The organism is Rahnella sp. JUb53, assembly GCF_004346065.1.
Lineage (GTDB): Bacteria > Pseudomonadota > Gammaproteobacteria > Enterobacterales > Enterobacteriaceae > Rahnella > Rahnella variigena.
The window spans coordinates 478,329-492,415 of sequence record NZ_SLYT01000001.1; the positions used below are offsets into that span (position 1 = coordinate 478,329).

General features: G+C 55.1%; 11 protein-coding genes. 3 read left to right on the plus strand and 8 right to left on the minus strand.

Annotated elements, in window-relative coordinates; translation table 11 throughout:
• Window positions 1-129: 129 nt before the first annotated feature.
• The 5 genes from EC840_RS02325 to EC840_RS02345 are packed head-to-tail and all read right to left on the minus strand — an operon-like array spanning window position 130 to window position 7,164.
• Window positions 130-2,157: a CocE/NonD family hydrolase gene (locus EC840_RS02325; protein ID WP_132963887.1), complete on the minus strand. Its 2,028-nt coding sequence runs from the start codon at window positions 2,155-2,157 to the stop codon at window positions 130-132.
• Window positions 2,154-3,797, minus strand: a complete 1,644-nt coding sequence (locus tag EC840_RS02330; RefSeq protein ID WP_132963888.1) for an ABC transporter ATP-binding protein — start codon at window positions 3,795-3,797, stop codon at window positions 2,154-2,156. Before EC840_RS02330 ends, EC840_RS02325 begins: the two co-directional genes overlap by 4 nt.
• Window positions 3,794-4,621: an ABC transporter permease gene (locus EC840_RS02335; RefSeq protein WP_120162685.1), complete on the minus strand. Its 828-nt coding sequence runs from the start codon at window positions 4,619-4,621 to the stop codon at window positions 3,794-3,796. The genes EC840_RS02330 and EC840_RS02335 overlap by 4 nt, the downstream gene beginning before the upstream one ends.
• A gap of 12 nt (window positions 4,622-4,633) precedes the next feature.
• Window positions 4,634-5,581, minus strand: a complete 948-nt coding sequence (locus EC840_RS02340) for an ABC transporter permease (RefSeq protein ID WP_119822365.1) — start codon at window positions 5,579-5,581, stop codon at window positions 4,634-4,636.
• Window positions 5,581-7,164 carry an ABC transporter substrate-binding protein gene (locus EC840_RS02345; protein ID WP_129638653.1) on the minus strand — a complete coding sequence of 528 codons (1,584 nt, stop codon included), beginning with the start codon at window positions 7,162-7,164 and terminating at the stop codon, window positions 5,581-5,583. Before EC840_RS02345 ends, EC840_RS02340 begins: the two co-directional genes overlap by 1 nt.
• A gap of 218 nt (window positions 7,165-7,382) precedes the next feature.
• Between EC840_RS02345 and EC840_RS02350 the strand changes: the two genes are divergently transcribed.
• Window positions 7,383-7,664 carry a hypothetical protein gene (locus EC840_RS02350; protein ID WP_013575058.1) on the plus strand — a complete coding sequence of 94 codons (282 nt, stop codon included), beginning with the start codon at window positions 7,383-7,385 and terminating at the stop codon, window positions 7,662-7,664.
• A gap of 118 nt (window positions 7,665-7,782) precedes the next feature.
• On the opposite strand, the gene EC840_RS02355 is transcribed toward EC840_RS02350, so the two are convergent.
• Complete coding sequence (locus EC840_RS02355) at window positions 7,783-8,673, minus strand: LysR substrate-binding domain-containing protein (protein WP_132963889.1); 891 nt, start codon at window positions 8,671-8,673, stop codon at window positions 7,783-7,785.
• Window positions 8,674-8,697: 24 nt separating this feature from the next.
• Window positions 8,698-10,116, minus strand: coding sequence for a PLP-dependent aminotransferase family protein (locus EC840_RS02360; RefSeq protein ID WP_112291991.1), 1,419 nt, complete (start codon window positions 10,114-10,116; stop codon window positions 8,698-8,700).
• Between the two features lie 168 nt (window positions 10,117-10,284).
• On the opposite strand from EC840_RS02360, the gene EC840_RS02365 reads away from it, so the two are divergent.
• Window positions 10,285-10,557, plus strand: coding sequence for a DUF1127 domain-containing protein (locus EC840_RS02365; protein WP_132963890.1), 273 nt, complete (start codon window positions 10,285-10,287; stop codon window positions 10,555-10,557).
• A gap of 203 nt (window positions 10,558-10,760) precedes the next feature.
• On the opposite strand, the gene metG is transcribed toward EC840_RS02365, so the two are convergent.
• Window positions 10,761-12,833 carry a methionine--tRNA ligase gene (gene metG, locus EC840_RS02370; protein WP_279432762.1) on the minus strand — a complete coding sequence of 691 codons (2,073 nt, stop codon included), beginning with the start codon at window positions 12,831-12,833 and terminating at the stop codon, window positions 10,761-10,763.
• Window positions 12,834-12,944: 111 nt separating this feature from the next.
• On the opposite strand from metG, the gene apbC reads away from it, so the two are divergent.
• Window positions 12,945-14,057 (plus strand): iron-sulfur cluster carrier protein ApbC, encoded by a 1,113-nt coding sequence (apbC, locus tag EC840_RS02375; protein ID WP_132963892.1) that lies wholly within the window; start codon window positions 12,945-12,947, stop codon window positions 14,055-14,057.
• Window positions 14,058-14,087 lie beyond the last annotated feature (30 nt).

Consider the following 14,087-nt stretch of genomic DNA (forward strand, 5'->3'; position numbering starts at 1 on the left):
GGTATTAAAGCGAAATCAATAAGTTGAAGTTTTCTCACGCGAGGTGTCAGTCCTTAAAACCCCCTCCCAACCTCCCCCTTCGCAGGGGGAGGAGCAAGGTAAAACCACAGTTTGCGGGAGTAAAAAACCTTACCTCGCAATCCTCTCGTGCCAGTATTTGGTGAACTCTTCCTCGCCGTTCAGGCTGACCACCATATCGCCGCTGACGATAAAGTGCGTCAGGTCGCTGCGCAGTTCGAGGGTGATTTCAGCTTCCATCCACCAGCCTTCACGTCCCATTTTCATGCTCTGCGTCAGCAGATAACGGGCGGAAAGCGGATCGCTGTTGCTGACCGTCAGTTCCCGGCGCAGATTATGATCGACCGTCGTGTCGATATCATCGAAGCGGTAAACGCCTTCACCGAAAACACCACCCACGCCGTTGGTCACGCTGGTCCAGCTGTCGGTGAGGAAATCGTAAGTGATGTTGCGATCCACGCGCCCCGGCGACAGCACGGTTTGCGGCGTCAGCGGCGCGCTTTGCGGTTCTTTGATCGGACCTGCAATTGAAACCGGCTGCTCACACACCGGCAGGCTGAGCTGCGCGCTGTGTAAATCTAACGTCAGGGTCGCCGCTTCTGCCATCGGCCAGATCATCGGCCAGAAGGTGGTCGCCAGCGAGATACGCATCCGGTGACCGGTAGCAAAACGGTGCGCGATACCATCGAGTTGTACCGGTACTTTGACTTTCTGACCGGGGATCAGCGGTACAGATTTGTCGTGACCTTGCAGATGGGAAAGGTTCAGCCAGCCGTGGGTGACGCGGTTTACTGAGCCGTCCGGCGCAACGTCTGACAGCCGGACGTACAGCATCGCCGCCGGTTTATCGCTGCTCAGTTCGACGGTAAATTCGGGGAAACCGAAAATGGTCAGCGGTTCGGCCAGCGGTTCGCCGTCGAAGATTTCTGCCATGCCGTCATCGACACGCTGGTCCGGCGGCATTTCACCGGGCACGCCTGCGCCCATCCATTCACCTGCCATCAGACCGTGATTCTGCGGCGAACAGATATTGATCACGCCCGCGTCAGCGTCGGGCTGGGTATTGAGCTGTCCGCGTGTCAGCCAGCGCGGGCTGTGATTGATATTGCTGGCGGTGCCGCGATCAAAACCCACCCATTCGCCACGGCTGACCGGACGCATCGCCGATGGCGGCTGGCTGTCCTGCAACCAGGTCTGGATCATCGGGCCTTCCATCGCGCCGTTGTCTGCGCCTTTCAGCCAGTGATCCCACCAGCGCACGGCTTCCTGTAAGAAGCCAATCGCCGGTTCCGGCGCGCCGTCCTGCGGATAGATGTGAGCCCACGGGCCGAGAATGGCGCGGCGCGGAACCTGTAAATTATCCATCAACCGGAAAACGGCATTGCTGTATGCGTCTGCCCAGCCGCCGATTGCCATCACCGGACACTGGATCGCAGACCAGTCTTCGGACACGGAACCGTGCTGCCAGTACGCATCGCGCAGCGGATGTTCCATCCACAGCGCCGGGAAGAACGGCATGTTTTCCAGACGGTTCAGCCAGTCCTGGTACCAGTTATCGCCGACCAGCGCAGGATCGGAAGGGCGGCTCTGGTACGCCAGCATAATGCCGCCCCACCAGAGGTTATCATTGAGCAGGCAGCCGCCTTTGTAATGAATATCGTCGCGGTAACGATCATCCGTTGAACAAACCGTGATGATGGCTTTCAGCGCGGCGGGGCGGCGGGCGGCAACCTGCAAACCGTTAAATCCGCCCCAGGATTTCCCCATCATGCCGACGTTGCCGCTGCACCAGGTTTGTCCGGTGATCCACTGAATGACTTCCAGTGCGTCATCCTGTTCCTGCAACAGATATTCGTCGGCCAGCAATCCGTCTGATTCGCCGCTGCCGCGCATATCCACACGTACGACTGCGTAGCCATTTCCGGCGAAAAATCCGTGCATCGGTTCATCGCGGGTGCGGGTGCCGTCGCGTTTGCGGTAGGGAATGTATTCGAGAATAGCTGGCACCGGCTGGCGCTCGGCGTCATCCGGCAGCCATAAACGTGCGGCGAGACGCGTGCCGTCGCTCAGCGGGATCCACAGATGTTCGGTCACGGTGACGGCGTGAGGGAATTCGGTCACGATGCGTTTGGTGCTCATAAGACTCCTGTCGAAGGAATGGCTGCCGCAGGAAGCGCCGTGCCACGCAGGGCGAGAACCTCGTCCAGCCAGCTGGTGCGCATCTCCGGTACGGAGGTCAGCAGTTTTTCGGTATAGCTGTGCATTGGCGCGCTGAAGACCACGTCGGTATCGCCGCTGGCGACCACCTGACCCTGATACATCACCGCTACCTGATGGGCGATACGTTTTACCGTGCCCAGATCATGGGTGATAAACAGATACGACAGACCGAGCTGTTTCTGTAAGCGGCGCAGCAGATTCAGCACTTCTTCTGCCACCAGCGGATCCAGCGCTGAGGTGGCTTCATCGCAGATGATCAGTTCCGGCTGCGCAGCCAGTGCGCGGGCGATACAGACTCGCTGCTTCTGCCCGCCGGACAGTTCACCGGGACGACGGTCGATCAGTTTGACCGGCAGTTCAGTCAGGCGCAGTAATTCTTCTACACGTTCGCGAACGTGCTTTTTGTTCATGCCAAAGTAAAAGGTCAGCGGGCGTCCGATGATGTCCAGCAGCGTCTGGCGCGGATTGAGCGCCACGTCAGGTAACTGATAAATCATCTGCATACGGCGCAGCGTTTCTTTATTGCGCTGGTGAAAATTGTGCGAAAGCGACACGCCGTCGAAATCCACCGTGCCTTCAGTGTCGGGCAGCAATCCGACGAGCGCCCGTGCCAGCGTGCTTTTGCCGCTGCCGGATTCGCCGATAATCGCCAGCGTTTTGCCGCGCGGCAGTTGCAGGCTGACATCGTTCACCACGCGTTTACCATTGTAGCCGGTACTCAGTTTACGCATCGTCAGCAGCGGCTGTCCGGCAGTTTCATGGCCTTCTGCCAGCGGCGTCAGTGCCTGTTCGCGCTCCGCAACCAGCCTGCGGGTATATTCCTCCTGCGGATTTTCCAGAATGGTTTGCGTGTCGCCGGTTTCCACTTCTTTGCCGTGACGCAGCACCATAATCCGGTCGGCAAGCTGGGCGACAACGGCCAGATCGTGGGTGATGTATAGCGCGGCGGTATTGAATTCGCGCACCAGTTTGCGCAGCATCACCAGCACTTCAATCTGCGTGGTGACGTCCAGCGCGGTGGTTGGCTCATCCATGATCAGCAAATCGGGTTTACAGGACATCGCCATTGCAGCCATTGCGCGCTGGAGCTGTCCGCCGGAAAGCTGATGCGGATAGCGTTTACCGATGTTTTCCGGATCCGGCAAATCCAGCGAGCGGAACAGTGAAATCGCCCACTGACGACTCTCTTCTTTGTTCATCAGACCGTGGCGAATGGGGCCTTCGCAGACCTGTTTTTCGATGGTCAGCGCCGGGTTAAACGAGGCGGCTGCGCTTTGTGCCACATATGCCACGCGCCTGCCACGCCATTCACGCTTTACGCTGGAAGGCTGAGAAACAATGTCAGTGCCATCCAAAAAGACTTCGCCACCGGCAATCCGGCAGCCCTGACGCGCATAGCCTAACGCTGCCAGACCAATAGTGGATTTGCCCGCACCGGATTCGCCAATCAGGCCGAGCACTTCACCCGCCGACAGCTTCAGGGAAATATCCTGCACCAGCGGTGATCCGTCGAGGGTGTCGATGCGCAGCCCGCGCATTTCTAAAATCGTGCGTGTCATGCTTCATCTCCATGCGGCAGGCTGTTACGCGCCAGCAGCCAGTCGACCACCAGATTGACGCCAATCGTCAGCAGGGCAATCGCCGCCGCCGGATACAACGGCGCGAACTGACCAAAGTTTATCGCCTGCGCATTGTCGCGCACCATGCTGCCCCAGTCGGCATACGGCGGCTGAATGCCCAGACCTAAGAAGCTTAAGCCAGCGATAAACAGGAAGGTAAAGCAGAAACGCATACCAAACTCTGCCAGCAGCGGTGGCAGGGCGTTGGGCAGAATTTCTTTGAACAGCACCCAGCGTAAGCCTTCACCTCGCAGACGAGCCGCTTCGACGTATTCCTGACAGACAATTGCCTGCGCTACCAGCCTTGCCAGACGAAACACGCGTGTGGCATCGAGCAGGGCGATGGTCAGTACCAGCACCGGAATGGACGTACCCATAACGGACAGCACGATCAGCGCGAAAATCAACACCGGAATCGACATCACGGTATCAACGATGCGTGAGAGCACCACATCGACCCATTTACCGTAAATCGCCGCCGTAAAGCCGGTGACGATGCCGATGATAAATGAACTGAAAGTGATGGTCAGCGCGATAGCAATGGTGGTGCGCGCACCGAACAGAATGCGGGAAAGCATGTCGCGCCCGAGACTGTCAGTACCGAACGGCGTGGCGGCGGAAGGCAGCAGCCAGATATCGCCGACCTGTTCGGTTTCGCTGTGCGGAGCGAGCCATGGCGCAAAAATAGCCGCCAGCAGGTTCACCGCAATAATCACAATACCAATCCAGGCCGAGAGCGGGATGTTAATGAAATATCGGTTCATGAGTTCCCTCTTTTAGCGCGCATGGCGCAGGCGTGGATTGCACCAGATCGCCAGTAAGTCGGCGGTGGTGTTGAGGAAAATATAGGTGCCGCCAAACAGCAGACCGCAGGCCTGAACCACCGGCAGGTCGCGCTTGGTTACCGCGTCCACCATGTATTGCCCGATGCCCGGATAGACAAACACCACTTCCACCAGGATCACCCCGACCACCAGATATGCGAGGTTAAATGCCACCACGTTGATGATGGGGGCAAGGGCGTTTGGCAGGGCGTGAGAAACCACAATGCGCCAGCGGGGAATGCCCTTTAGCACGGCGCTTTCGATATACGGGCTGGCCATGACTGCCGTCACCGAGGCACGCGTCATGCGCAGCATGTGCGCCAGTACCACCAGTGTCAGGGTGAGCATCGGCAGGGTGCAGACGTAAAGACGGTCAATAAACGACGAACTGCTGTCGACCATCGCCAGACTGGGGAACCACGTCAGGCGGATGGCAAAGGCAATCACCAGAATGTAACCGACGAAGAACTCCGGCACCGAAATGCTGATAAGCGTCAGCGTATTTGCCAGCCGGTCAAAAACAGAACCGCGCCATATTGCCGACGCGATACCCAAACCTACCGCCAGGGGAATGGCGATCACCGCCGCGTATCCGGCGAGGAACAAGGTGTTAGCCAGACGCGGCAGCAGTTCGTCACTGATGGCGCGCCCGTTCGCCAGTGAATGCCCTAAGTCGCCGTGCATAATACCCGCCAGCCAGTGCAGGTAGCGCAGCACTGACGGTTCATCCAGCCCGAGTTGCAGGCGCAACGCGGCAACGGTTTCAGGCGTGGCACTCTGACCTAAAATGGCCGTGGCGACATCACCGGGCAGCATTTCCGTGCCGATAAAAATCAGCACAGAAACCAGCCACAGCGTGATAATGCCCAACAGAACCCGCTGTAAAATCCGTTTTTTCATCATGCCTCCAGCCAGACGCGCTCTGCCAGACGACCACCCATAAAGTTGAACATCGGGTGCGGCTTGATACCGCCGACTTTTTTACTGGCGGCGTCGAGATAATCGCCAAACAGCGGGATCATCGCGCCGCCGTTATCGCGCACAATACTTTGCAGTTCGCCATAGATTTCCGCACGTTTGCCTTCATCAAGCAGTGAACGGGCCTGCAACAGCAGGGCATCAAATTTCTCATCTTTCCAGTGCGTGTCGTTCCATTTGGCGGTGGACTGATAAGCGGTGGAGAACATCTGATCAGCCGTCGGACGTCCGCCCCAGTAACCCATGCTGAACGGCGCTTTCATCCACACATCGTCCCAGTAGCTGTCGGCAGGCTGGCGCTTGATGTTGACCTGAATGCCGCCTTTCTGCGCCTGTCCCTGGAACAGGGCGGCAGCATCGAGCGCACCGGCAAAGGCGGCGTCAGAGGAAGACAGCTCGATCTTGAGATCCGTCAGACCGGCCTTTTTCAGATAGAACTGTGATTTATCCGGATCGTAAACGCGCTGTTCCAGACTGTGGTTGAAGAAGCGGTCGGTTTTGGGGATCGGATGATCGTTACCCAGCGAACCGTAGCCACGCAGAACGGTATCGAGGATCTTCTGACGGTCGATACCGTGTTTAATCGCCATGCGCACGTCGTTGTTGTTGTACGGTGCGACGCTGCAATCCATCAGGAAGGTGAAGTGCTGGCCGCCGGAAGAACGCACAATGTTGAGCGCCGGGCTGCGTTTGAGGAAATCGACAGTTTTAAAATCGACGCGGTTAATCGCGTGAACCTGACCAGAAATCAGGGCGTTGGTACGTGCAGTCGGGTCGTTGATGACCAGCACTTCTACGGCATCGACAAAGGCGCGATCCGGTTTCCAGTAGTTCGGGTTGCGCTTGAACAGCGAACGCACGCCCGGTTCGTACTGGTCAAAGACATAACCGCCGGTACCAATCGGGTGCGACCAGTCGGTGAAGCCGTCCGGAACCACGACCAGATGGTAATCCGCCAGCAGATACGGCAGGTCGGCGTTACCGCTGTCGAGGGTAATGAGGATCTGGTTATTGCCCTGTTTAGTCAGGCCGGTAATCGGTGCCAGCTGGCTTTTGATGGCACTTTTTGATTTGTCGCCGCGATGCAGGTTGATGGAGTAGAGAATGTCATCGGCATCGAGTTTTTTGCCGTTATGGAAAGTCACGCCATCGCGAACGGTAAACACCCATTCGGCGGCACCCGGTTTGGCTTCCCAGGCGGACAACAGTTCCGGCGTGGCTTTGTTATTTTCATCAATTTCCACCAGACCGTTCATCAGCATATATGCCTGATTTAAGGGCACCCAGTCGCTGAATAATGTCGGGTCGAGCGTATCGCTGGTATTTCCCCCTGACATACCCAGTTTTAATACGCCGCCTTTTTTCGGTTCCGCCGCAAAAGCAGAGAACGGTGAAAAACCTAAGGCACTGGTAATACCCACAGCGGAAGCGCTGGTAATAAAGCCGCGACGGCTAAGTTGTGCATCCTGCATTAATTTCGTCAAAGGGGAATTATTATCTTTCATTAATTATCTCCATAGTACGTGCTGGAATTTTATAGGTGCAGGCGAAATACCCCGGGTGTGTCTAATTGGCGCAATGGATTGCCTTGATGATTTATATCAAAACCCCCTGTTGAACTTGCATGAGAATTTATCATGAGGGTATGCGAAAAATGCGCGGCAGAACACCCTGAAAAGCTTTATTTTTCCAGCTAATCACTATGAGGAAAGGAAAGGGACCCGTGGAACTGCATACGGTTGTCGGCTTAATTGGCGTGTTTTGCTACCTTCTGGCTTATGCGCTGGTTCAGATGCGCAGGCTAGCGGTTGATGCTAACAGTTACGCCTATCTTAATATAATCGGCGGTGTGTTTGGCCTGTATTCGTTAAGCCATGATTTTAACCTTGCATCCTGTATTTCACAGTCATGCTGGCTGTTGTTTACATTAATTGGTATGAATTCTGCGAGAAAACGCAGATATCTGGAGAAAAATAAAATCCCGCCGGCTGATGTCAATTCATAATATTTTATTATGATGTCGGATTATTATTATTTTTTATAAAACACTGTGATCGTGGTCTCGTCAATCCTGCTGAATATTCTTCGCCAGACCGGATATCTGGTCTGGCAAATTTATTCGCTTAAGGCTGTTTTAGCCAGTTAATCACTTTATGCACCACAGGTTTCAGGAACCTGTCCTGAGGCGTCAGCATGTAGCATTTTCCGGCAGCAGCCAGTTTGCCGGGATGCGCCGCAACCAGCTGACCACTGTTAACGTAATCCTGCACCAGTCCTTCCCAGCCCAGCAAAATTCCATCTCCGAGCACCGCTGACTGCACCAGAAACGGATAGTTATTGGCGCGCCAGGTTCTGCGCGGCGTCACGAAACTCACCTCCTGTGAGGCAAACCAGTCGCGCCAGCCGGTCCATTCGCGCTGCGGGTCATCCTGTATAAGCAAGGTTTGTTCGAGTAAATCGGCGGCGCTGGCATCAGGCGGCAGGCGTTTGAGAAATTCCGGTGAACACATCGGATAGCACACTTCATCGAACAACGCCTGTACGTGATAACCGGGCGGCGGCTCGCGCAGATAGAAGATAGCCAGATCGAATTCTGATGACTTGAGATCAGAAAAGCTGTCGGAAATCTTCATGCGGATTTGCAGGTCCGGCAGAAGCTGGCGCAAAGACGAGAGACGGGATGAAAGCCACAGACCACTCATGGCGCTGGTGCAGGCCAGCGTGACCTGCGGTAAACCGTTCCAGCCCATCACCTCAGCGGTGGATTGTGAAATATCCCCCAGCAGCTTTCGCACCTGCTGGGCATAGGTTTCCCCGCGCGGTGTCAGCGTGGTTTTCCGCTGGGCACGCTGGAAAAGCTTACAACCCAGCATTTCTTCCAGCTGGATAATCTGCCGGCTGATGGCGCTTTGGGTGAGATTCAGCTCGTCCGCTGCCCTTGAAAAACTGCAATAACGCGCCACGCATTCAAAAGCCACCAGCGTGTTGAGTGGCGGTAACGGTTCTATCTGCACGGTAAAAATCTCTCCGGATGGCGTTTAGCAGTTTTCCAGCATCTGTGAAATGGTCAGGCCAACCTGCTGAACGGCGCGCTCAGTTTTCGCCGTCAGCGTCTGGGCATAGTTGATGCGCAGACAATTGCGATATTTCCCTGAGGCAGAGAATATCGAACCGATGGCGATTTGCACTAAATGTTCTTCCAGCAGCCGGTTCAGCCGCTGCGTATCCACGCGTTCGTCGAGTTCGATCCACAACAGAAATCCTCCCTGCGGACGGCTGACACGCGTGCCACATGGGAAATATTTCATCACCCAGTCGGTCATGGTGCACAGATTGCGCTGGTACTGATTACGCATGCGGCGCATGTGTTGCAGATAATGCCCCTGTTTGATGAAATCCGCGATGGCGATTTGCGGCAACGTGGCTGATGCGCCGGTGGTGATGTATTTCATGTGCAGGGCGCGGTCATGATAACGGCCCGGCGCAATCCAGCCGACGCGCAAACCGGGCGCCAGCGTTTTGGAAAACGAGCTGCACAGCAGCACGCGGCCATCTTCATCAAACGAGGTAATGGTCGCCGGGCGCGGATACTGATAGGCCAGTTCACCGTAAACATCGTCTTCAATAATTGCGATATCGTAGCGTTGCGCCAGACGCAACAGGCTTTTTTTACGGTCATCCGGCATGTTGTAACCGAGCGGATTATTACAGTTGGGCGTCAGCTGTATGGCTTTAATCGGCCACTGCTCCAGCGCCATCTCCAGTGCTTCCAGACTGATTCCGGTAACCGGATCGGTAGGGATTTCCAGCGCTTTCATGCCAAAGCCTTTCAGAGTCTGCATTGCGCCGTGAAAACTCGGGGAGTCCACCGCCACGATATCGCCGTGTTCACATACTGAACGGATGGCGATAGACAGGGCTTCATGACAACCGGTGGTGATCAGGATGTTGCTGGCATCCATATGGCTGCCGCTGTCAATCATCAGACGGGCGATCTGTTCACGTAAGTCTTCGGAGCCATAAATACTGTCGTAATGAAACGCGCTCAGATTCTGATGCTGTCCGGCGCGCCCCATCAGACGGCTGAGAGGTTTGAGCGTGGCGGCAGTGACATCCGGCGAGCCGCGGCCTAACTGAATCACACCGGGACGATGCGGAGAGGTAATCAGCTCCAGTACCTGATCCCACTGGGAAATGTCCACCGGACGTTGCGTCGGGCGACATACCGCCGGAAGGGCAGCCTGAATGCGGGCATCTTTCACGAAGTAACCCGATTTCGGGCGGGCTTCCACCAGTTGTTTTTCTTCCAGCACGCGATACGCCTGCTGAACTGTACTGACACTGACGCCATGTTCACTGCTTAACACCCGCACTGAAGGCAGACGGATACCCGCCGGATACAGCCCCTGTTCAATGCGATCACTCAGGACATTTGCCAGATTTTCGTAACGATTCATTATCTTTTCCTCAACGCCTGCGCAAAGAAAGCAGTACAGATGAACACAATCTAACGCTGAATCTGTCATCAGATCCAGATCTGTATGGTTGAAATACAAAAAAACTGAATCTGTAATGTTTTTGCCCGTTGTTAGATCCTGATGTCAGGTCGTCAACGGGAGCAGAATATGAAAAATATCATTGAAGAACGGCAGTTTGCCGGTTGTGAGACAAGGGTTTGTGCAGATATCGCGGTGCATGAACGTGCAGTACAGATGCCGGTGAGAAAGGGCAGTTGGCTAAAACAGTTGTTTGCAGTGGTACATGGCTGGAATGAGCGCCGCGTAAGCCGCAAGATTTTGCATTCACTGAGTGCAGATCAGTTGAAGGATATCGGGCTGGCGAAATCGGATATCGACAGGGAGTATCCGAAAGCCATATGGCCAAACTGGCCAAAATAAAATACCCGTCATCTTTCTTGCGCCAGATGCGTTGGCTGCGTTCGTGCGCCCCGGTCACTTACTGATGTAAGCTCCCGGGGACTTTCTCACTTGCCGCCTTCCTGGCACCCGAAATCTATAGGGTATTTGGGGGGGGTACGGGTTTACAAAATCATAAAAAGCCCGATGAATTCATCGGGCTTTTTCGTCACTCAGAAACTCTCTTACTTCACCTGCATACCAGGCTGTGCGCCGGAATCCGGGCTGAGCAGGAAGATGTCTTTTCCGCCAGGGCCCGCCGCCATCACCATTCCTTCAGAGATGCCGAAGCGCATTTTACGCGGTGCAAGGTTGGCGACCATGATGGTCAGACGGCCTTCCAGTGCTTTCGGATCAGGATATGCAGAACGGATACCGGAGAAAATCTGACGGGTTTCGCCGCCCAGATCCAGTTGCAGACGCAGTAGTTTGTCTGACCCTTCCACGAAATCAGCGCTTTTAATCAGCGCGATACGCATATCCACTTTGGCGAAATCATCAAAAGTGATGGTTTCCTGAATCGGATCATCCGCCAGCGGACCGGTTGCCGGTGCTTTCGCAGCCGCAATGTCTTCTTTCGACGCATCAACCATCGCAGTCACTTTATCCAGCTCAATACGGTTAAACAGCGCTTTGAACGGATTCAGCTGATGCGACAGCAGCGGCTGGGCAATAGCGCCCCAGTCCAGTGTGGTATTCAGGAAGGCTTCTGTGCGCTCTGACAGTGAAGGCAGAACCGGCTTCAGGTAAGTCATCATCACGCGGAACAGATTGATGCCCATTGAGCAGATGGCTTGCAGGTCAGCGTCGCGGCCTTCCTGTTTTGCAACTACCCACGGCGCCTGCTCATCGACATAGCGGTTGGCCAGATCAGCCAGCGCCATGATTTCACGGATTGCGCGGCCTGATTCACGGCTGTCATACGCCTGAGCGATGCTTTCAGCGGCATCGGTGAAGGTTTTGTACAGCGCTTCATCGGCCAGTTTGTCAGCCAGTTTGCCGTCAAAACGTTTGGCAATGAAACCGGCATTGCGTGACGCCAGGTTAACCACTTTGTTCACGATGTCTGCGTTAACGCGCTGCACGAAATCTTCCAGATTCAGGTCGATATCGTCGATGCGTGAAGACAGTTTTGCGGTGTAGTAATAACGCAGGCAGTCCGCATCCAGATGATTCAGATAGGTGCTGGCCTTGATGAACGTGCCGCGCGATTTGGACATCTTCGCGCCATTCACGGTGACATAACCGTGCACGAACAGGTTGGTTGGCTTGCGGAAACCGCTGCCTTCCAGCATCGCCGGCCAGAACAGGCTGTGGAAATAAACGATGTCTTTACCGATGAAGTGATACAGCTCGGTAGTCGAATCCTTTTTCCAGAACTCGTCGAAATTCAGGTCGCTGCGACGGTCGCACAGGTTTTTGAAAGAACCCATGTAGCCGATTGGCGCGTCCAGCCAGACGTAGAAATATTTGCCCGGCGCATCAGGAATTTCAAAACCGAAGTACGGTGCATCGCGGGAGATATCCCACTGTTGCAGACCGTGCTCGAACCACTCCTGCATTTTGTTCGCCACTTGTTCCTGCAGTGCACCGGAACGGGTCCACGCCTGCAACATCGCGCTGAATTCCGGCAAATCAAAGAAGTAGTGCTCGGAATCACGCAGCACCGGCGTCGCACCGGAAACCACAGATTTCGGGTCGATCAGTTCAGTCGGGCTGTAGGTTGCGCCACACACTTCACAGTTATCGCCGTACTGATCTGGCGATTTACATTTCGGGCAGGTGCCTTTGACGAAACGGTCAGGCAGGAACATGCCTTTCTCCGGATCGTACAACTGAGAAATGGTGCGGTTCTTGATGAAGCCGTTTTCTTTCAGGCGACCATAAATCAGCTCGGACAGCTCACGGTTTTCGTCGCTGTGCGTGGAGTGATAGTTGTCGTAGCTGATACCGAAGCCGGCGAAATCTTTCTGATGCTCCTGGCTCATTTCGGCAATCATCTCTTCCGGCTTGATACCGAGCTGCTGCGCTTTCAGCATGATCGGCGTGCCGTGCGCATCGTCCGCACAGATGAAATGCACTTCATTGCCGCGCATTCGCTGGTAACGGACCCAGACGTCAGCCTGGATGTGCTCGAGCATGTGACCGAGATGGATGGATCCGTTGGCGTACGGAAGTGCACAGGTTACCAAAATTTTTTTCGCGACTTGAGCCATAGTAAGAGCTTGCTTTCTGTAGTTGAAATCAGGGGCATTGATGTTAACCGAAAGCGCCGCCCCGCGTAAACAAACGGGGGGATCTCCTTACGTGTGTTCTGTTATGCTTATGGGTAGATAAATAGTCTGATAACCAGTTTTCAAGGAGCCGGGATGACATCTCAATCCCCACAGCAGACCACACCCGCAGGGCTGCGCGCACTAGTGACCGGCGTACTGGCCACCTTCCGCCATTCCACATTACAAAAAGATTTACTCGCGATAAAAGCATTGCATCACTGCGTGCTGATGGACGGTGTTTTACATATTGACCTGACGCTGCCGTTTGCCTGGAACAGCGGTTTCGATGTGCTGAAAGATGAAACCAGCGGAGAATTGCTGCGGGTCACCGGCGCTACGGCTATACAGTGGAACCTGCGTCACGATATCGCCACCATGAAACGCGCTAACGATCAGCCGGGTATTAAAGGTGTGCGCAATATTCTTGCTGTCAGCTCGGGTAAGGGCGGGGTCGGTAAATCGACGACTGCTGTGAATCTGGCGCTGGCGCTGGCCGCTGAGGGCGGAAAAGTCGGTATTCTGGATGCCGATATTTACGGTCCGTCAGTCCCGAATATGCTGGGTACGGAAGAAGAGCGTCCGACATCACCGGATGGTGTGCATATGTCGCCGATTATGGCGCACGGACTGGCGACCAATTCCATTGGTTATCTGGTTACCGACGAAAACGCCATGGTGTGGCGCGGCCCGATGGCCAGTAAAGCGCTGATGCAGATGCTTTCCGATACGCTGTGGCCTGATCTCGATTATCTGGTGATCGACCTGCCGCCGGGCACCGGTGATATTCAGCTGACGCTGTCGCAAAATATTCCGGTCACAGGCGCGGTGGTGGTGACGACGCCGCAGGACATCGCGCTGCTGGATGCCATGAAAGGCATCGTCATGTTTGAGAAAGTGCATGTGCCGGTTCTGGGCATCGTCGAGAACATGAGTATGCACGTGTGCAGCAACTGCGGACATCACGAACCGATTTTCGGCACCGGTGGCGCGCAGCGTCTGGCTGAGAAATATCGCTGTGAATTACTGGCGCAATTACCGCTGCATATTTCACTGCGCGAAGATTTAGATCGTGGCGAGCCGACAGTCGTCTCTAATCCTGAAAGTGAATTCACTGCAATTTACCGCGAACTGGCGGCAAAAATTGCGTCGCAATTGTTCTGGAGAGGTGACGCTATCCCGACTGAAATTGCTTTCAGAGCGGTTTAATCCCCCAACTCAGTGAATTATTGCCGGATG